Raw genomic sequence first — 22,705 nt, 5'->3', positions numbered from 1 at the left:
CCATGACCTATCTGATCGGGACGGACTGGCCTGCCGAGCCGGCTGGCGCGCGTTTCCGCAAGCTGCTGGCGGGCCCGGGCATTCTGCGCCTGCCCGGCGCCCATAACGGCATGGCGGCGCTTCAGGCGAAGGCGGCCGGTTTCGTGGCACTTTATCTCTCGGGTGCCGCGATGACGGCGTCGATGGGCATTCCCGATCTTGGCATGATCACCGTCGATGAGGTTTCCTTCTTCATTCGCCAAATTGTGCGGGCATCGACCTTACCGCTTCTGGTGGACGGCGATACCGGCTACGGCGAGGCGCTGAACGTCATGCATATGGTCCGTGCATTCGAGGATGCCGGGGCGGCGGCCGTGCATCTGGAAGATCAGCTTCTGCCCAAGAAATGCGGGCATCTGAACGACAAGAAGTTGGCGGACCCGCATGACATGGCGGCCAAGGTGGCGGCGGCGGCAAAGGCGCGGCGGCATCTGTTCATCATCGCGCGGACCGATGCGGCAGCCGCCGAGGGGATGGACGGCGCGGTTGCGCGGGCAAAGCTCTATATCGAAGCAGGGGCGGATGCCATTTTCCCGGAAGCGCTGACGACGCGGGCGATGTTCGAGGAATTCGCCCGTCGCATGCCAGGCGTGACGCTGCTTGCCAATATGACGGAATTCGGCCGCACGCCCTTTTTCACGGCCGATGAATTCGCAGCCATGGGCTACCGGATGGTGATCTGGCCGGTCAGCAGCCTGCGTGTCGCGAACAAGGCCCAGGCCGAGCTTTATGCGGCGCTTGCCCGCGACGGCGGCACCCATGCGATGATCGATCGCATGCAGACCCGTGCTGAGTTGTATGAGACGATCGGGCTGCACGCTTACGAGGCGCTGGACGCGTCCATCGTCCAGACCGTCATCCCGACCGCGATGCCGCAGCAATGATTCTGACCGGTCCAGCACAGCCGGATTTACGGTTGGCCGTAACCCCTTAGGTTCGAAACGGAATAGCCATGAGCAATCGAGAGGTTGTCTTTGTATCTGCTGTGCGCACGGCCATCGGCGGTTTCGGCCGGTCACTGAAGGACGTGCCACCAACGGCGCTCGCCAGTCTTTGCATTCGAGAAGCGGTGAGTAGGGCGGCGATCCGCCCTTCCGATGTCGAGCATGTCGTCTTCGGGAATGTCATTCACACGGAGCCGCGCGACGCTTATTTGTCGCGTGTCGCGGCGATCGACGCGGGCTTGCCGGACGAGGTTCCCTGCCTGACGTTGAACCGCCTCTGCGGCTCCGGCTTGCAGGCGGTGGTGTCCGCAAGCCAGGCGATCTTGCTCGGTGACGTGGATTGCGCCGTCGCTGGCGGTGCTGAAAGCATGAGCCGTGGCGGGTATTTGCTTGATGGCGCAAGGTGGGGCGTGAAGATGGGCAGTGCCACGGCCGTCGACATGGTTTTGGGCGCGCTAACGGACCCTTTCGGACATGGCCATATGGGCGTAACGGCCGAGAATGTTGCCAAGCAATGTGGTGTCAGCCGCGAGGTGCAGGACCAGTACGCCGCGGAAAGCCATCGTCGGGCCGCCGCGGCTATCGCGGAGGGGCGCTTCCGCGAGCAGATCGTGGCGGTCGAGGTCAAGTCCAGGAAAGATGCTGTCTCCTTCGCGGTTGATGAGCATGTCCGCTCGGATATTGATCTTCCCGGCTTGGCAAAACTGAAACCGGTCTTTGACAAAGCCGGAAGCGTCACGGCTGCAAACGCCTCGGGGCTGAACGACGGCGCTGCAGCTCTTGTCCTGATGGACAAAGAGGCGGCGCGCCAAGCTGGATGCCAGGTGATGGGGCGCATGCTTGCCTATGCCCATGCCGGGGTCGATGCGAAAGTGATGGGGTTAGGGCCGATCACTGCCGTGCGCAAAGTGCTGAAACGCGCGGGCCTCAGCTTGGACGATATGGATATCATTGAGTCTAACGAGGCTTTCGCCGCGCAGGCCTGTGCAGTCGCCGACGAACTCGGCTTTCCTGCTGCGAAGACGAATCCGAACGGGGGGGCGATTGCGCTCGGCCATCCTATCGGTGCGACCGGCGCAATTCTGCTCGTCAAGGCGCTCTATGAATTGCAGCGTATCGAGGGTCGCTACGGGTTGATTACGATGTGCATCGGCGGCGGCCAGGGCATCGCCATGATCATAGAGCGGCCCAGGACTTGACCGGGGAGAGTGCGATGACCGCGACGCCGACCAGCCTATGGGCTTTTTGAGTTTGCAGATTTCATAGGCCTGGCCAGCTGCCTTTCAGTGATGTGGGTGCTTCATCAAGGATTGGGCGATAGCAAATATCGCCCTTGCCCTTTCTTGGTGAAATACGCAGAGACCGGTTGGCTGGGGCGCAAGACGAATCGAGGACTCTACGACCACAACGGAGACGCCCCGAAGACGCCGCGCTAGAACAAGGGCAGGAAGTACGCTGCATAAATTGGTCGTCGCAAACAGCGGCAGCAGGTCTTATGCCGGGCGCTTCACCCCGGTACCGCGATCGACAAGTTGCGGATCGAAGCTTTTCGATTCCCAACTGAATTCCCGGTTCTTGATCAAAGCCCGGACCAGGTCGGCCGCATGCCCGCTGACCTTCGCGACGGGGTATTCCACAGTGCTCATCGGTCGGGCAAGGACACGCGACAACTCCGTATTGTTGAAGCCGACGATCGCAATATCATCTGGATAGGCAAGGCCTTGATGACGCATTGCTTCGATAAAGCCGAGCGCCATGCTGTCATTATGTGCGAAAACAGCTGTTGGGCGATCGGGCGTTGCCAGAATGGCCTCGGCGACGGCGCGCCCTTCCGAAGATATCGCGGCGCGCGCGCTGGTGCCGATAGAGAGTTCGCGCACGCCGGCCTCACGGCAAACGACGCTGAAGCCGGCCGCGCGGTTGCGGAAGGTGGTGGCGGTTTGGGGTCCCTGAATTTGGCAGACGACACGATGATGATGAGCGAGGAAATGCCGCGCAACCAAGGCACCGCCGGCCCCATCATCGCATGTCGCGGAAGGCAGATCGATGGCCGAGATGCTGCGCACCGCTAAGACGACCGGAACCTCCCGCGCGGCCGCCTGCAACGCCTCAGCATCGTCTTCGGTGGCGCTCAGGCAGATAATCGCATCGACGCGCCGGCTTAAGAATGTTCGCAGAAAATGCCCGATATGCCCCGAACCGTCGCCGGTTTCCGCAATCAGCGGCGTCAATTCCTGCCCTCTCGTCTGATCGCGATTGAGGTCGGTGACAATCTCGCGCATCACGCGAACGAGTACTTCGTTCATCATATCCGATACCAGGATGCCAACTGTATCGGAACGACCGCGCCGCAATGTCGCGGCCATGAGGTCCGCGCGGTAGCCGGCGGCGGCGGCGGCGGCGCGAATGAGGTCACGCGTGGCGGGTGCCACCAGATGCGCTTTGTCCGTGCTGAGAGCGCGCGAAATCGTCGCGCGATCAACGCCGATACTATCGGCAAGAGCACGCATATTGACGCGTTTCATTGTCGCTACCATGCGCCGGGCAAAAATTTGCTCGGACAGGGATCCTCTGCTCGACCGGCCATCACCCAGCTTCCGCCTTTCAAGGGATTCCGTCCAAACGTCCGGATGCCCACCTATTTGAGAGCGACAAAAGCATGGTGCAGGATCGAATGCAATCGATTGACATCATCCGGCCGGCGAGCCTATCTTGCAAAAAAAAGGACGCGGGACGATGAACCAGTCGTCGATTACGGCGCAGAATGCGACCAGACGAATTGTGAAGCGCTCACGGCGCTACCTTCTTTCTTTGAGCATTTTGGCCCTTGCGGCGGGGCCGGCCTGGGCTGCGGATCTGCCTTTGTCGGGGGGCGGCAAGGAAATCGTTGTCCTTATGCCAAGCCGCAGCAATGCCTATCTCGCGCAATGGATCAGAGGCGCCGAGGCAAGCGCGAAAGAGGATGACTACAAGCTAACGGTGATCGAAAATAACTTCGATCAGACCGAGCAGGATTCGCAGACCGAACAACGTATTGCGCTGCCTCATCAGCCTGCGGCTTATATTTGGTGGCCGGCCGACGCGCGCGCCGGTATCGCTTCACTGCGGCGCCTTAGCCGCACCGGCGTGCCGGTGTTTCAGGCGAACCAGGCCGTGCAACCCGCAGCCAAGAAATATGTCAAAGCCTATGCGGGGGTCGATGATTTCTTCAATGGACAGATTGCCGGCCAGAACGCTGAAGCAGCACGGGCGGCCTTTGTCGCGGCGGGGAACAAGTTGTCGAGCCCTGGCGGCAATCTTGTCATTCTGAAGTTCATTCCGGGCTACTCGGCCGGTGATGATCGTGAACGCGGCTTTATGGACGCGACGAAGGGCAAACCGTTCCATGTCATCGCAACCGAATATGGTGGCTTCGACAATGCGAGCGGCTACAAGGCGATGAGCCAACTCATTCCGCGCATTCGTGGACAAGGTATCGATTTTGTCTATGGCATGTCGGATGGTCCGGTCACCGGCGCCGTGCAGGCGCTTGAGGAAGCGGGGCTGAAGCCCGGCAAGAATGTCTATCTGGTCAGTGCGACCTGCATCGCGGATATTTCGGCGATCAAGTCGGCCAAGGAATTCGCGACGGGCGTGCAGGCCGCCGGGCTTGAAGGCTGGTTCGCGGTCAATGTCGTGGCGCGCTATTTCGCGCACGGTGACAAGATTCTGCCCGGCACGTATATTGCGCCTGCAACCGTCGATGCGCGTCCGCAATTCACCGAGCCGCCCAGCGAGGTGAACATCATTCCGAATCCGCCAGTCGTGGTCGGCACGAATGCGGCAGACGCGCCGAAGGTGCTGGCGAATTTCAAGCTTTGGGGACAGACCTTCGTCGATCACTGCGTCTACTGAACAGCTTTGTGCAGGGACCAGGGGAGGGGACAGGCAATGATGCTGGAAATTCTTGAACTCTCTAAATCCTATGGGGCAGTCGCTGCCTTGTCCGGGGTAAGTTTCTCGGCAGAGCGTGGCAAGGTGACGGCGCTGCTGGGAGAAAATGGCGCCGGCAAGTCCACCCTGGTCAAGATCCTGTCGGGATTGGTGGTGCCGACGGAAGGCAAGATAGCGCTGGACGGTCATATCATCGATACATCAACGCCGGACCGCGCCAGCAAGTCAGGCGTGGCCGTCGTTCAGCAGGAGATCAGCGTTCTCCCTAATCTGTCGATCACCGAGAACTTCATGCTGACGGCGCCCTCGGCCCTGTTGCGGCGGGCTAAGGCGGCCAGCGCGTGCCGGGCCTATCTGGATCGTCTCGGCCTTGGTGACGTCGATGTCGGGCGCCCGACCGGCAGCCTGTCGGTCGGCGAAAGACAGCTGGTCGAGATTGCACGCATGCTGGCGCAGGACGCGCAAGTTCTGGTCCTTGATGAGCCGACGGCGGCCCTGGGGGATCGTGACATCGCGCTCGTGCATCAGGCCGTGCGGCGGCTTGCGGCCGAAGGCAAGGTCGTCCTCTATATCACCCACCGGCTGAACGAATTGGAGGAGATCTGCGAGCAGGCGGTCGTTCTCCGCAACGGTCAGGTGGCGGATCGCTTCGCCACTGCCGATACCAGCATCGCCCGTGTGATCTACGCGATGGTCGGCCGTGAACTCAACGAGCTTTATCCTGCGGTCGGAAATCGGGCCGAGCCTGACGGCTCATCCGCGTCCAATCTTGTCCTCACCGGGCTGCGCACGGCGGGCTTGTTGGGATCTGTCGATCTTGATTTGAAGCCTGGTGAAATTGTCGCGACCGCCGGGCAAATCGGGAGTGGTTTTGTGGAGCCGCTGCGCGCGGTGGCAGGCGTGACAGCGATGACGGCCGGCACAATGCGACTACAAGGTAAAGCCTATTCTCCCCGCAATCATCGGGAACGTTGCTCCGCGGGCGTGGCTTACTGCTCCGCCGATCGCCAACTCGACGGCTTCTTTCCGGACCGTCCGGTATGGGAGACAATGAGCGCACCCGCCCTGGCGGCATCCGGATTATGGGGTAGCGCGAACGGGCAGCGTCTGCGGCGCAGCACGGACAGGCTGGCCGACCGGATGACGATCTCCCTCGCTTACCGCGACAGAGCGGTGCGGGCGCTGTCAGGCGGCAATGCGCAGAAGGTGTCTATCGGCAAGTGGCTGTCGAACGACCCCCAGTTGTTGTTGGTTGAAGAGCCAACGCGCGGCGTGGATGTCGGCGCACGCGCGGAGGTCTATCGGGTTATCCGCAGCCTCGCGGATCAAGGTCTTTCTGTCCTCTTCGCCAGCACCGATCTCGACGAGGTTCTGGGTTTCGGCGAAAGGGTGATGATCTTTCACAATCGCCGTCAGGTGGAGACGCTGCCGGCGAGCGCCTTGACGCGCGACAAGCTGGCAACCTGGATCACCCATGGTAGCTGCAATGGTTGATTTAAGCGGCGTGCGGACCACGGCCAGCCAGAGCGCCCAGTCCAAGGGGCGAGGCTCCGTCGCGGTCTCATTACAGAGCCTTGCGCCCATTGCGCCCATCGCCCTCATTTTCGTCATCGCCGCGGTGGCAATTCCAGGCTTTGCCAGCGGCCCCAATCTTATCGCCGTCGTCCAGGCCTCGGCCATCACCGGGATTGCCGCGATCGGCGCCGCGGCCATTACGATCGTCGGGAAATTCGTGAGCCTCGCGATCGAGCAGCAGGCCGTCACCGCGGCCTATGTCTTTACGGCAGTCTTGAGTATCGGGCAGCCGGTTGCGGTTGCGGTTGCCGCGACTTTGATCGTGGCCGTCATCATCGGCGCGGTGCAGGGCTATCTCGTTGCCCGGGGCCTTAACCCGATCGTCACCACGCTCGCCTTCGGTTCCGCGCTGTTCGGCGCCGTCGTGCTGCTGTCCAACAACCGGACCATTACACTGCGCCACAACCCGTTGGCGTGGTTGGGCGGCGGCACCAGTTGGGGTGTGCCTAACCAGGCGGTTGTCTTCGTCATCCTGCTCGCGATCGGGACCGTGTTTCTGTCGCATACGCGGCTCGGGCGGCAGATCGTGCTGTGTGGCGCCAATCCCAAGGCGGCGGAGTTGATCGGTATCCCGATCAGTCGCCTTGTCATCATCGCCTATATTTCCGCCGCCCTCGCTTCCGCCCTGGTGGGCATGCTGGTGGTCGGCCAGGTCTCTCAAGCCAGCAGCAATATGTTCGATGGCCTGACGATCGATGTGGTTGCGGCGATCCTTGTCGGTGGCATTGCCATTCAGGGGGGTGAAGGGCAGCTTTGGCGCGCGGGCGTTGGTGCGCTGATCCTGACCATGCTGTCGAACATTATGCTGCTCCTCGGCCTTGATGCCGGTGTCCGCTTGCTTCTCAAAGGTGGTCTGGCGGCGGCTGTATTGCTCGCGATGACGGTCATGCGGAGGCGCAGCCGATGAGCCGCCTGGACAAGGGCCTCGGCCTCCGCCTGGGGTTGAGCATCCTGCTCATCGTCATTTGCGCTATCGAGGTCGATGGTTTTGCGACGATGGCGACGTTGGCCTCCATCGTGGAGAATGTCGCGCTGATCGGTCTGCTGGCGGCCGGCCTGATGCTGACCATGGTTGCAGGTCAGCTGGATGCCGCCGTGGCCTCCGTCGCTGCGGTCTCCGCTATCATTGCGCTATTGCTTGGGCCTTATTCGCTGGTGCTCGGTATCGTCGTGGCGCTGGTGGTGGCCGGGCTTTACGGATGCGGCATCGGTTGGATTATCGCGCGAACGGGGGTGAGTTCGCTCGTCCTTACGGTTTGCATGCTGATCGGGTTGCGCGGTCTGGCCCTCATCCTGGTGCCGCAGAGCCCGGCGGTTCTGGCGGACGGTCTGCTCTGGGTCTCGGACGGGCTGGTGGCGCGGGTCGGGCCGACGACGGTTCTGGGAATCATAGGGCTGGTCCTGATCCTGGCGCTTGGTCTCGGCATGCGCTGCACCCGCCTTGGCTTGTCGCTCTATGCAGTCGGCGGCAATCTTGAGCGTGCCCGCGGTTCGGGGGTCAATACGACCAAGGTTTATATGGTCGCCTTCGCGGGCTCTGCGATGCTGGCGGCGACGGCGGGTATCCTCGCGGCCCTGCGATCCGGCTCGGCATCGGGCACCGGCCTCGACAGCTTCCTGCTTGACGGTGTCACCGCCGCAGTGGTGGGCGGCGTGTCGCTGGAGGGCGGCCGAGGAAGCATCATCAATGTCCTTCTTGGCAGCCTGATCGTACGCATCATCGCGGCCGCTGCGGCGCTCCTCGGCATGCAGAGTTCCGTGGAGAGCATCGCGACCGGCTGCATTCTGCTGGCGATGCTGCTGTTGGACGACGCGCTTGGCACGCGCCGGGGCATGAAGACCGCTGCGCGATGGCGGGTGCTGGGAAGGCCCCTACGGACATGAACAAGGTTAGGAGAAGGTCATGACAAGCGAAGGCAAGGGGGGCGCCATCGTCACCGGTGCGGCACGTGGCATTGGCCGGCAGATCGCGGCCGGTCTGGTGGCCGACGGGTACGGCGTCGTTATCGCGGATGTCGATGAGACGACAGGCCAGGCAACGGCCGAGGCATTGACACAGGCAGGCGGCGGAGCGGCCGTCTTCGCCAAGGTGGATGTGACCGACCGGGCCAGTATTCAGGATGCGATCGGCGTCTGCGTGAAGCGCTTCGGCAGCCTGAAGGTGATGATCAATAATGCCGGATACAACAAGCCTGAGCCTTTTCTGGACATAACGGAAAAGACTTGGCGTGGCATTTTAGAGGTCAATGCCTTGGGTGTTCTGATCGGCATTCAGGAAGCGGGCAAGGCGATGATCGCGGCCGGCACGAAAGGTAAAATCATCAATACCGCCTCGATCGCGGGCCGCACGGGCTTTCCGGACTTCGCGCCCTATTGCGTCAGCAAGGCGGCTGTCATCAGCCTTACGCAATCTGCCGCAAGAGCGCTGGCGTCCAAGGGAATAACGGTGAACGCCTTCGCACCTGGCGTCGTCGCGACACCCCTGTGGGAACAGTTGGATAAGGATCTTTATGCGATGGGGGCGAGCACCGCGCCTGGCGAGGCGATGGGATCGATGGCCAATCAGATCCTGCTCGGCAGGGTCGCTGATCCCAAGGATGTCGTGGGCACGGTGAAGTTCCTCTGGTCGGAGCAATCCGATTACATGACGGGCCAGGTCCTGGTCATCGATGGCGGGATGGTGCTGCAATGAGCGCGCGTGTCGCGATCCTGACAGGTGCCGCGGGCGGCATTGGCAGGGCAACGGCAGAGCGCTTTGCGCGCGATGGCTGGTCGCTGGTCCTGGTCGATGTCGCGGATTCCGTGACTGCGGTGGCGGCAGACATCGATGCAGGCGCCGCGGGCAAGGTGGTGGGGGTCGCGGCCGATATCACCCGAGCCGAGGCGCTTGCGCCGGTCGAGGCTGCCTTGCACGGTATCGGCGCGCCCTTGAAGGCCTTGGGCCTTATCGCGGGCACATTGCAGGAAGTGGGTCCCGTCGAGACGCTGGATATGGCGGAGTGGGATCGTGTCATGGGCATCAATGTCCGCGCAAACGTGTTGATGATGCAGCGATTTGTGCCGCTGCTGCGGGTTGCCGGCGGCGGCACGATTGTGACGATCTCTAGCTGGTACGGGCGAAGCGGCCATGGCTTGTTCTCTGCCTATTGCGCGTCAAAGGCCGCGCTGATCTCGCTGACGCAGAGTGCGGCGGCGGAGCTTGCGGATGATGGTATTCGCGTGAACTCCGTCGCACCGGGAAATGTGGCGACGCGCATGCATCTCTCGGCCTTGCAGGAGGAGGCTGACAACCGGGGCGTAAGCTTCGAGGCGATGAAGAAAACGGAATGGGACAAGATCCCGCTGCGTCGGGCCGCAGAGCCGGCGGAAATCGCGGCGGCCGTCGCCTTTCTCTCGGGACCCGAGAGCTCCTATCTCACCGGCACGACCCTGGATGTGAATGGCGGTTGTCTATTCACATGAAGCACATGAACGCCGTTCCAACGCTCATCGATGCCGCGGCGTCAAGAAGCGACCCTGCGACCACCGCCGTTTTGGAAACCCGATATCGGGACCTTTGGCGGATCCGCAGGTTCGAAGAGCGGACGATGGAGCTGTTCAAAAAAGGCATCGTCAAGGGCACGGCGCATTCCTGCGTCGGGCAGGAGGCAATTGCGGTCGGCGCCTGTGCGGCTTTGGCGCCGGGCGATACGATTGTCACCCATCATCGCGGCCATGGCCATTGTATTGCCAAAGGTGCCGACACAACACGCATGATGGCGGAATTGCTTGGCCGTGAAACCGGTTACGGGCATGGCCTGGGCGGCTCCATGCATATTGCCGCACTCGATCGCGGCGTTCTAGGCGCGAACGGCATCGTGGGGGCCGGGATCGGGATCGGCACCGGGGCCGCTTTGGCAGCCCAGGTATTGGAGAGTGGCCAGGTCTGCATCGCCTTTTTTGGCGATGGTGCTGCAAACGAGGGTCTGTTCCATGAGGCAATGAACCTGGCGGCCTTGTGGCGCCTACCCATTGTATTTCTGTGTGAGAATAACGGCTATGGCTTGTCACTCGGTGTTGCGGAGGCCTCGGCCGTTCCGCAGATTTCGCAGCGCGCCGCGGCATATGGTATCCCTGGTGAAACCATCGACGGGAATGACGTGCTGGCCGTCGAGTCCCGCACCGCAGTGGCGGTCGCCCGGGCCCGCGCCGGTGAGGGACCCAGTCTCATCGAAGCGATGACCTATCGTTGGGGCGACCACTCCATGCGGACGAATCTGCCGCGATATCGGCCCGAGGCGGAGGAGCAATACGCGCGGACGGAGGGCGATGCGATCAGACGCCTGGGTCAGGTTCTGGCGGATCGGCAGGTGGGGCAGGAGCGTCTCGCCGCTTTGCAGATGGAGGCTGATGACGAAATCCTGGCCGCGATAGAGGTCGCTCAGGCAGCACAGGAGCCTGCCGAGGATAGTCTTGCGGCGGCGGTCTCCTCCCCCCATGCAGGGGCCATAGAGCCCGAGAGAGGCGAGCGGCGGCTTTTCTATGTCGAGGCCATCCGGGAGGCCATGGATCAGGAACTGGCGCGCGATTCCCGCGTCGTGCTTCTGGGCGAGGATGTCGGCAAGATCGGGGGCCTGTTCGGCTGTTCAAAAGGGTTGCAGGAGCGGCATGGACGCAACCGGGTGCGTGATACACCGATCTCCGAGAACGCCATCATCAACGCGGCCGTGGGCGCGGCTCTGACGGGGCTTCGTCCCATTGTCGAGCTGCAATTTTTCGACTTCGTGACACATATGATGGACGGAATCGTCAATCAGGCTGCCAAGCTTCGCTTCATGCTGGGTGGTGCGGTGCCTATGCCTTTGGTGGTAAGGGGACCGCAGGGCGGCGGCATCAGGCTTGGCGCTCAGCATTCGCAATCATTGGAAGTCTGGTTTGCGCATATCCCGGGCCTGGTCGTCCTCGCGCCATCAGATCCCTATGACGCCAAGGGCCTGCTGGCTGCTGCGGTCAGGGATGACAACCCGGTGATCTTCCTGGAGCACAAGCTGCTTTATGTGAATAGCCAGAGCGCGGTGCCAGAGGCGAACTATATCGTGCCGATCGGCAAAGCCGCCATAAAACGCTCAGGCTCCGATATCACCATCGTCGCGACAATGGCCATGGTGGATGTCGCGTTGTCAGCCGCACGGGATCTTGCAGCGGAGGGTATCGAGGCGGAGGTGATCGATCCACGAACCTTGCGGCCACTCGATACCGAGACCATTCTGGCCTCGGTGCGCAAAACCAGTCGCTGTGTCGTCGTTCATGAAGCCTGGAAGACCTATGGCTTCGGTGCCGAGATTTCGGCGCTCATCATGGAGGAGGCATTCGACTATTTGGATGCGCCGGTCGAACGGATCGGCATGCGTGGCGTTCCGATGCCGTACAATGCCGAGCTCGAACGCCTGATGATACCAAATGCACAGGACGTCATCGCTGCCGTGCGGCGTGCCTGCGAAGGCGGACGGCCGTGAATTTCCTGTCCCAAGCCCAATTTGCCTTGGGATGCAATCGATTGAAATTGACGAGGACAAGTTAAAATGGTCGAAAGATTGGATGTCGAGTTTAAGTCCGAGGGCGATACCTGCCGGGCCTGGCTCTATAAGGCGGATGGCGGCGGACGGCGGCCCACGGTCGTTTTGGCCGGCGGCTGGTGCTATGTGCGTGAGATTGTCATGCCAACCTATGCGGAGGCTTTCGCAAAGGCCGGTATCAATGCTCTGATCTTTGATTATCGCAACCTTGGGGTCAGTGATGGTGACAACCGCCAGCATCTCGACCCCTGGGCGCAGATTCGCGATTATCAGAACGCGATCTCCTTCCTGGAGCGCCATGAAGCAGTCGATCCCGACCGCATCGGGGTCTGGGGCATCTCATATTCCGGCGGTCATGCCCTGGTTCTGGCGGCGACCGATCCGCGCGTGAAAACCATCGTCAGTCAGATCCCCGTCATCGACGGCTACGAGAATATGCGCCGCGCACATGGAACGATGGAATTTCGTCGTCTATGGGCGATGATTTTGGATGATCGCCGTTTGCGGTATGAGCAGCCAGGCGAGCGGCTTTACATGCCGCATGCCACTGAAAACGCAGAGGCCGAAGTCTCGTCCTGGCCATTCCCGGAGACGGTCCGGACGTTTCTTGCCATCAAGGCGAAGGAAGCGCCCCTCTACCAGAATAAAAGCACCGTCGAATCCGTTGATCTGCTCATGAACTATGATGTCGGGCCTTTCGTAAAGCGTATCTACAATACGCCGACTTTGATGATCGTGGCGGAAGGCGACGACCTTACTCTGTGGGATCTTGAGATCGGCGCCTTCAATGCCATCCCGAGTGTCCGCAAGAAGCTGCATGTCATAGCGCATACCTCTCACATGACGCTCTATTCGGATAAGTCCAAGGTCGAGAAAGCGGCGGCATTGGCAACCGAGTGGTTCGTCGAGACATTATAATAGCATCAGGCGCCGCCGCATGACTGTGGCGCCAACGGATCGATTGAAACGAAACGACTGACCTTGTGAGGGAGACGCGTCATGGACGCGAGTACTAGTCGAAGGTTCGGCCGCCTGCCTTTAAGTGTCACTGCCTTGGGGCTGGGCACGGCGCCGCTCGGCAACCAGTTCCGGGTTGTGACCGAGGCAGACTCGCAGGCGGTCTTTGACGAAGCATGGAATGCGGGAATAAGATATTTTGATACCGCACCCATGTACGGCCATGGTCTTGCTGAACACCGGACGGGCGAGGCCCTGCGTCTGCGGAACCGCCACGACTATATTCTGTCGACGAAGGTCGGGCGCATGCTGGTGCCGGCCCGGCGCGAGGAGGTCATTTCTCCTTTCTGGGTTGATCCTCTTCCCTTCCAGGTCAGCTATGACTACAGCTATGACGGCGTCATGCGTTCGGTCGAGGACAGCCTGCAGCGGCTAGCTCTTGAATATATCGACATCGCTTTCATACACGATATCGATGTATTCACCCATGGGCCGGAGCAGCAGCCGGTCGTTTTTCGACAGGCCATGGAAGGTGCCTATAAAGCATTGCACCGCCTTCGGGAGGAGGGCGTACTCAAAGCGATCGGCGTCGGTATGAACGAATGGCAGGCCTGCCAGAAGGCGCTGGAAGAGGCGGATTTCGACTGCTTTCTGCTTGCAGGCCGTTACACGCTTCTGGAGCAGGATGCATTAGACAGCTTTCTGCCACTCTGCGTGGAACGTAACGTCGCGATTGTTCTTGGCGGCTGCTACAATAGCGGCATTCTTGGTACAGGCGCGATAGCGGGCGCATACTATAATTACGGTCCCGCACCACAACCGATTATCGATCGCGTCGCTAAGATCGAGTCCATCTGCAGGGAATTTTCGGTGTCTCTGAAGGCGGCAGCTTTGCAATTCGTGCTGGCCCATCCGGCTATTCCCACGGTGCTTGCGGGGACGCGCAGCGCAAAACATATGAAAGAGAATATCGCACTATTGTCCCAGGGCATACCGGCAGAATTCTGGGATGCCCTACGCCAATCCGATCTGATCAGACCGGATGCGCCCACGCCAGCCAGCGCCGCAGTCTAACGACAAGCACGACAGATCGCTTAAATCCTCGGAGACCAGCAGGAGGTTCAGACCATCACGTAGAATGATCGCCGCATCGATGCTCGCCTTCTTATAGAAAAAATGCCTCGCCAAGATGTTCTCACGGTAAGAGGCTTATGGGAGAGAATCATGTCTGAAGAAGAGATTATTGCCGCTGCCTTTCGACTTAAGAACCCGCAGACTCGCCGGGTGTTTATCAAACTCGCTGCTGCTGCCGGTATCGCGATACCCACAGGGGCGGCTGGCATAGAATTCGCGTCCCGTGCACAAGCGGCGGCGAAGGGAAAAATCGCCGCGCAATTCGCGACGCTTGCCAATGATTACTGGGCGGCCTTTGCCAAAGGGTTCCATGCAACCTGCGAAGAGCTGCAGATTGGCGAAGTAGAATTGCTGCACGACAATGACGCCGCGCGTGAGTTGAGCCAGGTGCGAGGCTTGCCTATTCAGAGCGTCAGCATGCTGATCAACACCGTGGTCGCCGCCGGCGAAGTTCCGATGGTCGCGCGGATATGTCAGCAGAACAGCGTTTACTATACGACGATCTGGGAAATCCCGGCATGGTTCACGCCGCCCGATGTGGGAGACTACTTCGTCTCCTATAACACCTCGAATTCGGTGCAAGCCGGCTATGAGGTTGCGAAGGTTCTATTCAAATCGATCGGCGGGGAAGGCACCGTCGTCCATATCAAAGGCCTTGCCACGCCGACCGATGACGCGCGAACGGCCGGCATGATGAAGGCTGCCGGCGAGTTCCCGGGCATCAAGATTGTTGGCGGCCTGCGTGCGGATTGGGTTCGCGAGAAGGCGCGGAGTGTCATGCTGAGCATGGTGACCGCCTATCCCGACATGAAGGGCGTCTTCGCGCAGAATGACTCCATGGCGCTCGGCGTTCTCAGTGTCTTGAAGGAGCGCAATCTCACGTCCGTCAAGGTCGCCGGCATCGACGGCCTGCCGGAGGGACTAGCCGAAGTGGCGAAAGGTGGGCAGTTTGTCGCGACAAATACATCCCTTCCGCCCTATCAGGCAGGTTTTGCGGCGGTGCTTCTGTTCGATGCCTACTCGGGATGGAAGCCAAGTCTGCCTGAGCGTCTGATCTATACAGGGTCGCTGACCGCAACAGTGGAAAATGCGGAGAGTATCAATCAGAAGATCTATGCCAGCGCCAAGCTGCCTTTCGATTGGCTGAGGATGAGCCGCAGCCTGCACCCGAACGATTGGGATCCGCAGAACAAGGTGACGCCGATTGACCCGGTGGTTCATTGGGCGGGTATGCCGAACGAGGCGCGGCTCAACGCGGCCTATAAATCTTCCGGCTGGGCGGCGGAACTTGCGGCGACAACGCAGCTTTATGCCGAACGCTATAAGACCGGGCCCTTTCATGGTGGTTAGCGCCACGCCATCAAGTGCCGTGCGCGCGACGTCGATGCCTGCTAGCACGGCACCATCAAGCCTGGCTTTGGAACTGCGGGGCGTCAGCAAGTCCTATCCCGGTACGAAGGCGCTGACCTCCGTCAGTTTCACCCTTAAGCGATTCGGCATGCTGGGTTTGGTGGGGGAGAACGGGGCAGGGAAATCAACCTTGCTGTCGATCGTCAATGGCACGGTCAGACCCGACGAAGGCACGGTCGCTATCAATGGCAAGCCCGTGCGGTTCGGCCATCCCTCCGAGGCCGCGCGGCTGGGTGTGGCGACCGTGTTTCAGGAACAGGGGCTGATCGCGACGATTCCGGTTTACGAAAATATATTCTTGGGGCGTGAAAAGACGTTTAGCCTGGGCGGGGTGCTGCACCAGCCGCGGATGATCGCCGAGGCTAAGGCGGTTCTCGATGAACTTGAGATTGACGTGAGCCCGCGCGCCTTGACCGGCAATTTGTCCTTCGGTCAGCGCCAATTGGTCGAGATTGCGAAAGCCTTCGCCGTCGCGCGGATTTATCCGGTGGAGCCCGTCATACTGCTCGATGAGCCGACGAGCGCGCTGTCGGACAGCGAGGCAGCGAAGCTGTTCGACGGCATAAGACGCTGGCGAAAAAAGGGCTCTTTTGTGCTGGTGTCGCATCGCCTACGCGACGTCTTTGCTATTTGTGAAGAGGTTGTTGCGCTCAAGGATGGTTGCCTCGTTTTGCAGCGTGGGATTGACGAGGTTGATGAGGCTTTGCTGCACCAGTCTATAGTGGGGCGAGAGCGCAACGCATTTTTCTACCACGAAGGCAGCCAGCGAGAGCCTGAGGCCGAGATCGCGGTCTCGGCCGCCGGGCTTAGCAAATCGTCCCAGGTGCAAGACGTCTCGTTCGATCTTCGGGCCGGTGAGATTTTGGGCGTCGCCGGTGTCCTCGGCTCGGGCAAGTCGATGTTGGCAAAGCTTGTGGCGGGCGTGGAGCAACAGGATAAGGGTATGCTCACCTTATATGGAACGCCGCTGAAGCCGGGCGCCAGGCGGCAGGCCATAGACCTCGGCATCGGCTATGTGCCGGCGGAGCGCACTATTGGCGGAATCATCGGCACGGACACGATTGAGAACAATCTGACCCTGCCAAACATGAGCCTCATCAAGCATGCGATTCCTTGGTTTCTATCACCGTCGTTGAGCCGTAACCTGACGAAGCAGTGGATTGGGCGCCTTCGCGTTCGGCCAAGCAATGGCAAGGCCCTGTGTCGTACGCTGTCCGGTGGAAACCAACAGAAGGTTGTCTTTGGAAAATGGCTCGCGCGCGGGGTCAGGATCCTCGTGCTGGATGATCCGGCCCGTGGTCTCGATGTCGGGGCGAAGGAAGATCTATACGCCCTGATGCGCGAGATGGCGGCAGCGGGTGCTGCCATCCTTCTGGTATCGGACAATCTCGCCGAGTTGATTGGGCTTTCGAATAGGATTCTGGTGATGCGCAATGGGCAGTGTTCAGCACTCATCGATGCACCCAAGGATGCCAAGCCGCGGGAGATCGATATCCTCCCCGCAATGCTCTAGAGGTAAAATGAGAACCATCATCAGCAGGATGCCGTCCGGGCAGATCCGATCCTTCGGTCCGTCTATCGTCGCGATCGCGATCCTGATCGCCTATTTTTCCATCGTTAATCCGCTGTTTCTGTCCTACGAAAATGCCGGGAATATCGGTCGGCAGTCCTCGGTGCTGTTGATGGTCTCTTTGGCGGAGACCGTGATCATCCTGATCGGATCGATTGATCTTTCCATTGGCGCGCTGGTGACTTTGACGGGGATCTTGTCGGCGCTGACAGTCGATGCGCTCGGCATCGTGGGTAGCATGGCCGTTGCCGTGGTCACGGGCGCGGTCGTTGGTTTGATCAACGGTGTTATTGTCACGCAGCTTCGCGTTCCGTCGTTCCTTGTCACGCTCGGCATGCTGTCGATTCTGTCCGGTATCGCCAACCAGATCTCGCAGGGTCAGTCGATCATTTTTGAAAACCAGATTCTTCCAAATATGATGAATGGCTCGCTTTTCCTGCATGTTCCGAATGTCATTTGGTTTGCGGTCCTGACGACAGTCATCTTCACATTGATCGCGTTCCGCACAAGGCTTGGGCGTTATCTTTATGCGCTTGGCGGCGGTGAAATCGTCGCGTCCAATGCCGGCGTGCCCGTCACATTTTATAAGATTGTCGCTTTTGTCATTTCGGGCGGCGTTTGCGGCCTGGCCGGCGTCATGCTCACCGGTCAGGTGGGCGCCGGAACGCCGACCGCCGGCAGCGGGCTTCTGCTCAACGCCATCGCCGCTGTCGTGATGGGGGGAACAGCGCTATCGGGTGGCGTTGGCGGTCCCCACCGCACGTTCCTTGGTGTGCTGGTGATCGCGATCCTCACCAATGGCATGGACGTCACGCAGGTGAATTCGTTTACGCAGGATATCGTCAAGGGGATTGTGATTATATTGGCGGTGTCGCTGACGATCGATCGGTCGAAATATCTCTTTATAAAATAACGGTCTTCGACATTGAAACGCATCGGCTTTGCCGATGCATAGGATAGAGGAAGGAGGCGTCATGCGGCAGAAAACCTTTACGGATGCGAATGCCGCGACGGAAGGCTTGTTGTGGGACGGCATGACCCTGATGGCCGGCGGGTTCGGCCTCTGCGGTATTCCAGAAACCTTGATAGAGGCGATCCGACGCAGTGGTGTCCGCGATCTTACCGTCATTTCGAACAACTGCGGCGTTGATGACTTCGGTCTGGGCATACTTCTCGCGGGTGGGCAGATTAGGAAGATGATCAGCTCCTATGTCGGAGAAAACAAACTCTTCGAACAGCTTTATCTCGCGGGCAAGCTTGAGTTGGAATTCAACCCGCAAGGCACGTTGGCAGAGCGCATCAGGGCCGGCGGAGCTGGGATCCCGGCCTTTTTCACTAAGACCGGGGTCGGCACCATCGTGGCGGACGGCAAGGAGGTGCGGAGCTTTAAGGGCCAGGATTATGTGATGGAAACCGCACTGACCGCGGATCTATCCATTGTGAAGGCCTGGAAGAGCGACACCGAAGGCAATCTTGTTTATAGAAAGACCGCACGCAACTTCAATCCCATGATGGCGACAGCCGGTGCTGTGACCATCGCGGAGGTTGAAGAGATCACTGATCCTGGGATGCTTGATCCGGATCATATCCACACGCCAGGCATTTATGTCGATCGCATTGTCCAAGGAATGGCCTATGAGAAGCGGATCGAACGTGTGACCACACGGCCGCGCCCGATTCTGGAAGGTGTCGGCTGATGCCTTGGACAAGGGATGAAATGGCACAAAGGGCTGCTCGTGAGATTGGAGACGGCTATTACGTAAATCTTGGCATCGGCATTCCCACGCTTGTTGCGAATTGGATTGCCCCTGGGCTGACGGTCACACTTCAAAGTGAAAACGGCATGCTGGGCATGGGGCCATTTCCCTATCTGGAGGATGTCGACCCGGATATCATCAACGCGGGAAAGCAGACGGTCACTGAAATCCCGACGACGAGCTATGTATCAAGCGCGGATAGTTTCGCCATGATCCGTGGCGGACATATGGATTTGTCCATTCTGGGCGCTATGCAGGTATCCGAGCGCGGTGACCTCGCCAATTGGATGGTCCCCGGAAAAATGGTAAAAGGCATGGGCGGGGCAATGGACTTGGTGGCGGGCGTCAAGCGCGTGACCATCCTGATGGACCATGTCGAGAAATCAGGCGCCCCGAAGCTGATCAAGCATTGTACCCTGCCGCTGACAGGGCGCGCCGTGGTGGATCTGATCATTACTGACCTGGCCGTGTTCCAGTTTTTGGAGCGTGGAGGACCGTTATCCTTGATCGAATGTGCGCCGGGCGTCGCACTGGAAGAAATTCAACGTAAAACGACGGCGCGTTTTGACGTGAATTTGGAATCCCGATGAGCAGTGATATCTTTCATCTGGCTGGCCAAAGCGCGCTCGTCACGGGGGCGTCCGGCGGGCTCGGGCGGCATTTCGCAGAGGTACTCGCCCGTGCCGGCGCGAACGTGGTGTTGACGGGGCGGCGTTTGGAAGTCCTTGAGCAAGCCGTGACGGAACTGCGCGGCCAGGGCTATCACGCAACGGCGACGGTCATGGATGTCACCAATGCGCAGTCTGTCGAGGAGGCCTTGTCACAGGCCGTAGCGGCGGTCGGCCCCATATCGATACTGATCAATAATTCCGGAATTGCTGTGTCTGCCGGCGCGTTAGATCTTGAGGAGGAGGATTGGGATCGCGTGCTGGACACGAATCTCAAAGGCGCCTGGCTCGTCTCCCGCAGTTTCGCGCGTGCCGCCAAAGCAGCGGGCACAGAGGGAACAATCGTCAACGTTGCGTCGATCCTTGGTTTCCGGGTTGCGGGCCATGTCTCGGCCTATGCGGTCTCTAAAGCCGGGCTTGTGCAGCTGACCCAAGCGATGGCGCTGGAACTTGCGCGATTCCACATTCGTGTGAATGCCCTGGCACCCGGCTATATTGCGACGGACCTCAACAGAGCATTTTTCGAAAGCGACGCGGGACGCGCCATGATTGCGCGTATTCCGCAACGTCGGCTCGGCAACTTGGAAGACCTCGACGGACCCTTGCTGCTTCTGGCAAGCGCCGCGTCCCGCTTCATGACGGGATCGACGATCACCGTCGATGGCGGCCATTTAGTGAGTTCTTTGTAATGACAGGTCATGCGGACCCTATGATCAAGACGGATAGATTGCTTGCCTTTCTTGGCGAAAAGCTGGGTCTGACCGGGGCCATGTCGCTTGAGAAAATTGAAGGCGGACAGTCCAACCCAACCTATTTCCTGAGTTTCGGCGACAGGGAATTGGTGCTTCGAAAAAAGCCGGAAGGGTCGATCCTGCCATCGGCCCATGCGATCGATCGGGAATTTCGTGTCTTATCGGCCCTAAAGCACACGGCCGTCCCTGTGCCCGCCGCCATACTGTACCACCCAGATGATGATATCATCGGTACGCCATTCTACGTGATGGAACGGCTATCGGGACGGGTCTTTCACGACAGCGCATTGCCAGGCTTGGAGCCTGACGAGCGTCGGGCGATTTATCTGAGCATGGCGGAAACGCTCGCGGCGCTGCATGCGCTTAACCCCGACGATTTGGGATTGAGCGATTTTGGCCGCCCGGGCAATTACTTTCAGCGGCAGATCGCCCGTTGGTCGCGCCAATGGACGGAATCTCCGACTGACAATATTCCCGAACTAGATGCATTGGTGACCTGGCTTCCTGACAATCTTCCCGCGGATGATGGTCGCGTCGCTATAGCTCATGGCGACTTTCGATTGGGAAATTTGATCATCCATCCCACGGAGCCGCGCGTTGTCGGCGTCTTGGATTGGGAGCTTTCAACACTCGGCCACCCGCTGGCTGATTTGGGCTTCTGTTGCATGCCTTGGCATACCGCGCCAGATGAATATGCCGGCATTCTTGGGCTCGACAGGGCAGCGCTCGGCATTCCAACCGAGGAGGCGTTTGTCGCGCATTACTTCTCCCAGGGAACTCCCGACAGGGCCTTCGGCAAGTTTCATCTTGCCTTCGCGCTGTTTCGGTTTGCGGTGATTTTCGTGGGCATTGCCGACCGGGAGCGTGCCGGCATAGCGGCAGGCCGCAACGCTGCTGCGGTCAGCCACCTGGGTCGTCATTTCGCGAAACGGGCTATGGATATCGTCAATCAAGCCTGAGCTTATTCCGCGGGAGGATAAGATGGATTTTGCCTATTCCAAGCGTGTCGAGGACCTTCGGCAGCGCGTTTCTGCATTCATGGATCATGAGATCCTGCCCGCAAACCAGCATTGGCTGGAGCTTGCTGAGCGCGGTACCTACCCGCTTGAGGTGGTGGAGCCGCTTAAGGCGAAGGCCCGCTCCGAAGGTTTATGGAATCTGTTTTTACCCGGATTGAAAGATGACGAGCCAGGAACGAGACTGTCGAATCTCGAATATGCGCCCATTGCGGAATTGATGGGCCCGGTTCCTTGGTCTGCGGAGGTATTTAACTGCAACGCGCCCGATACCGGCAATATGGAGATTTTGCACCTCTTCGCAACGCCGGAACAGCGTCGCCAATGGCTGAACCCGCTTTTGAATGGTGAGATCCGCTCCGTTGTTTCGATTACCGAGCCCGACGTCGCTTCTTCGGATCCGACCAACCTGCAAACTGAAATTCGCCGCGACGGCGACAGTTATGTCATCAACGGGCGCAAATGGTTCAATACGGGTGCGCTTCATCCTCACGCCGCTTTTTTGCTCGTCATGGGCGTGTCGAATTTCGATGCCGATGCCCCGCGGCATCGCCGGCATTCGTTCATCATCGTGCCGATGGATGCGCCCGGCGTTCGCGTTGTGCGTAATATACCGATCATGAGCCATTATGCCATTGACGGTCATTGCGAGGTGAGTTTCACGGAGGTCCGCGTTCCGGCCGATGCTCTTTTGGGCGAGGAAAACGCAGGATTCGCAATTGCCCAGGCAAGACTGGGGCCGGGTCGCATCCATCACTGTATGCGGACGATTGGCCAGTGCGAGCTAGCCTTGGAGCTCATGTGTCATCGGGCATTGCAGCGTCGGGTCTTCGGGCGGGCATTGGCGGATTTCGCGAATAATCAGGATGAAATCGCTTTATCGCGCATCGAGATCGATCAAGCGCGGTTGCTATGTCTGCGGGCCGCATGGCGTATGGATACAGACGGAAATCAGGCAGCGCGCGTCGACGTTTCGGCCATCAAAGTGGTTGCCGCCAGGTTGCAAACGCGTGTCCTGGATCGGGCTATGCAGATGTTCGGGGCGATGGGTTTGTCGAATGATACGCCGCTGGCCTCTCTATGGAGTTGGGGCCGGGCTCTGCGATTCATCGATGGGCCGGATGAAGTTCATCTTCGGGTCGTGTCACGTGACGAGGTCGCGAAAGCAAAGCTCAGCACATCGCAACATGCGCATCACTTTAGGACCTCCCAAAGATAAAGCATAATCCAAGGAGAGAGAGATGCCGCTCTCGATTGTTGAGATTGGTCTGGCAAGTGTTTGGGCGAGCAGGCTAGGTCACCGACTCATTATGACGCAGCCAGATGCGGATTGAGGCGAGCTGAACAGAGGCGAGGAAGTTGTCGTCTCGTTTGTCATACCGTGTTGCGACGGCA

At 59.8% G+C, this 22,705-nt stretch carries 20 protein-coding genes and 1 pseudogene; 20 read left to right on the top strand and 1 reads right to left on the bottom strand.

The features are described from left to right. Nucleotides 1-2: 2 nt before the first annotated feature. The 3 genes and pseudogenes from prpB to ACELLULO517_RS17610 form a co-directional block, all read left to right on the top strand. Complete coding sequence (gene prpB / locus ACELLULO517_RS17620) at nucleotides 3-923, top strand: methylisocitrate lyase (RefSeq protein WP_227308731.1); 921 nt, start codon at nucleotides 3-5, stop codon at nucleotides 921-923. 68 nt (nucleotides 924-991) lie between these two features. Next, nucleotides 992-2,182, top strand: coding sequence for a beta-ketothiolase BktB (bktB, locus tag ACELLULO517_RS17615; RefSeq protein ID WP_227308730.1), 1,191 nt, complete (start codon nucleotides 992-994; stop codon nucleotides 2,180-2,182). Nucleotides 2,183-2,230: 48 nt separating this feature from the next. Then, nucleotides 2,231-2,419: pseudogene (locus ACELLULO517_RS17610) on the top strand (3-hydroxyacyl-CoA dehydrogenase family protein); the annotation flags it as partial. 57 nt (nucleotides 2,420-2,476) lie between these two features. Here the strand turns inward: ACELLULO517_RS17610 and ACELLULO517_RS17605 are convergent. After that, nucleotides 2,477-3,493 carry a LacI family DNA-binding transcriptional regulator gene (locus tag ACELLULO517_RS17605; RefSeq protein WP_227308729.1) on the bottom strand — a complete coding sequence of 339 codons (1,017 nt, stop codon included), beginning with the start codon at nucleotides 3,491-3,493 and terminating at the stop codon, nucleotides 2,477-2,479. 226 nt (nucleotides 3,494-3,719) lie between these two features. Here ACELLULO517_RS17605 and ACELLULO517_RS17600 point away from each other — a divergent pair, with 226 nt between their 5' ends. From ACELLULO517_RS17600 to ACELLULO517_RS17520, 17 genes are all read left to right on the top strand, one after another. Continuing rightward, on the top strand, nucleotides 3,720-4,877 hold the full coding sequence (locus ACELLULO517_RS17600) for a sugar ABC transporter substrate-binding protein (RefSeq protein ID WP_227308728.1): 1,158 nt from the start codon (nucleotides 3,720-3,722) through the stop codon (nucleotides 4,875-4,877). 36 nt (nucleotides 4,878-4,913) lie between these two features. Then, on the top strand, nucleotides 4,914-6,410 hold the full coding sequence (locus ACELLULO517_RS17595; RefSeq protein WP_227308727.1) for a sugar ABC transporter ATP-binding protein: 1,497 nt from the start codon (nucleotides 4,914-4,916) through the stop codon (nucleotides 6,408-6,410). Next, nucleotides 6,403-7,398 (top strand): ABC transporter permease, encoded by a 996-nt coding sequence (locus ACELLULO517_RS17590; RefSeq protein ID WP_227308726.1) that lies wholly within the window; start codon nucleotides 6,403-6,405, stop codon nucleotides 7,396-7,398. The genes ACELLULO517_RS17595 and ACELLULO517_RS17590 overlap by 8 nt, the downstream gene beginning before the upstream one ends. Continuing rightward, nucleotides 7,395-8,375, top strand: a complete 981-nt coding sequence (locus tag ACELLULO517_RS17585) for an ABC transporter permease (RefSeq protein WP_227308725.1) — start codon at nucleotides 7,395-7,397, stop codon at nucleotides 8,373-8,375. Before ACELLULO517_RS17590 ends, ACELLULO517_RS17585 begins: the two co-directional genes overlap by 4 nt. Before the next feature lie 19 nt (nucleotides 8,376-8,394). Further along, the gene (locus tag ACELLULO517_RS17580) at nucleotides 8,395-9,183 is read left to right on the top strand and encodes an SDR family oxidoreductase (protein ID WP_227308724.1); all 789 of its coding nucleotides are present in this window, start codon (nucleotides 8,395-8,397) and stop codon (nucleotides 9,181-9,183) included. Further along, nucleotides 9,180-9,953 (top strand): SDR family NAD(P)-dependent oxidoreductase, encoded by a 774-nt coding sequence (locus tag ACELLULO517_RS17575; RefSeq protein ID WP_227308723.1) that lies wholly within the window; start codon nucleotides 9,180-9,182, stop codon nucleotides 9,951-9,953. Before ACELLULO517_RS17580 ends, ACELLULO517_RS17575 begins: the two co-directional genes overlap by 4 nt. Next, the gene (locus ACELLULO517_RS17570; protein WP_319796438.1) at nucleotides 9,950-11,986 is read left to right on the top strand and encodes an alpha-ketoacid dehydrogenase subunit alpha/beta; all 2,037 of its coding nucleotides are present in this window, start codon (nucleotides 9,950-9,952) and stop codon (nucleotides 11,984-11,986) included. Before ACELLULO517_RS17575 ends, ACELLULO517_RS17570 begins: the two co-directional genes overlap by 4 nt. Nucleotides 11,987-12,052: 66 nt before the next feature. Next, entirely contained in the window at nucleotides 12,053-12,964 is a 912-nt protein-coding gene (locus ACELLULO517_RS17565) for an alpha/beta hydrolase (protein WP_227308721.1), read from the top strand. A gap of 81 nt (nucleotides 12,965-13,045) precedes the next feature. Beyond that, a complete protein-coding gene (locus tag ACELLULO517_RS17560; RefSeq protein ID WP_227308720.1) occupies nucleotides 13,046-14,077 on the top strand; it encodes an aldo/keto reductase in 1,032 nt (343 codons plus the stop codon). Between the two features lie 150 nt (nucleotides 14,078-14,227). Continuing rightward, nucleotides 14,228-15,487, top strand: coding sequence for a sugar ABC transporter substrate-binding protein (locus ACELLULO517_RS17555; protein WP_227308719.1), 1,260 nt, complete (start codon nucleotides 14,228-14,230; stop codon nucleotides 15,485-15,487). Continuing rightward, nucleotides 15,477-17,060: a sugar ABC transporter ATP-binding protein gene (locus ACELLULO517_RS17550; protein WP_227308718.1), complete on the top strand. Its 1,584-nt coding sequence runs from the start codon at nucleotides 15,477-15,479 to the stop codon at nucleotides 17,058-17,060. The genes ACELLULO517_RS17555 and ACELLULO517_RS17550 overlap by 11 nt, the downstream gene beginning before the upstream one ends. Beyond that, nucleotides 17,017-18,030 carry an ABC transporter permease gene (locus ACELLULO517_RS17545; RefSeq protein ID WP_227308717.1) on the top strand — a complete coding sequence of 338 codons (1,014 nt, stop codon included), beginning with the start codon at nucleotides 17,017-17,019 and terminating at the stop codon, nucleotides 18,028-18,030. The genes ACELLULO517_RS17550 and ACELLULO517_RS17545 overlap by 44 nt, the downstream gene beginning before the upstream one ends. Before the next feature lie 61 nt (nucleotides 18,031-18,091). Further along, complete coding sequence (locus tag ACELLULO517_RS17540) at nucleotides 18,092-18,814, top strand: CoA transferase subunit A (RefSeq protein ID WP_227308716.1); 723 nt, start codon at nucleotides 18,092-18,094, stop codon at nucleotides 18,812-18,814. Further along, nucleotides 18,814-19,464: a CoA transferase subunit B gene (locus ACELLULO517_RS17535; RefSeq protein WP_227308715.1), complete on the top strand. Its 651-nt coding sequence runs from the start codon at nucleotides 18,814-18,816 to the stop codon at nucleotides 19,462-19,464. Before ACELLULO517_RS17540 ends, ACELLULO517_RS17535 begins: the two co-directional genes overlap by 1 nt. Then, a complete protein-coding gene (locus tag ACELLULO517_RS17530; protein ID WP_227308714.1) occupies nucleotides 19,461-20,231 on the top strand; it encodes an SDR family NAD(P)-dependent oxidoreductase in 771 nt (256 codons plus the stop codon). The genes ACELLULO517_RS17535 and ACELLULO517_RS17530 overlap by 4 nt, the downstream gene beginning before the upstream one ends. A 20-nt stretch (nucleotides 20,232-20,251) precedes the next feature. Beyond that, on the top strand, nucleotides 20,252-21,253 hold the full coding sequence (locus ACELLULO517_RS17525; RefSeq protein WP_227308713.1) for a phosphotransferase family protein: 1,002 nt from the start codon (nucleotides 20,252-20,254) through the stop codon (nucleotides 21,251-21,253). Nucleotides 21,254-21,275: 22 nt separating this feature from the next. Beyond that, nucleotides 21,276-22,529, top strand: coding sequence for an acyl-CoA dehydrogenase family protein (locus ACELLULO517_RS17520; RefSeq protein WP_227308712.1), 1,254 nt, complete (start codon nucleotides 21,276-21,278; stop codon nucleotides 22,527-22,529). The last annotated feature ends 176 nt before the right edge of the window (nucleotides 22,530-22,705 follow it).

The sequence above is a fragment of the Acidisoma cellulosilyticum genome (assembly GCF_020621385.1).
Taxonomy (GTDB): domain Bacteria; phylum Pseudomonadota; class Alphaproteobacteria; order Acetobacterales; family Acetobacteraceae; genus Acidisoma; species Acidisoma cellulosilyticum.
Note: the sequence above shows the minus strand (reverse complement) of the source record. Positions and strands in the feature narration are given on the sequence as shown.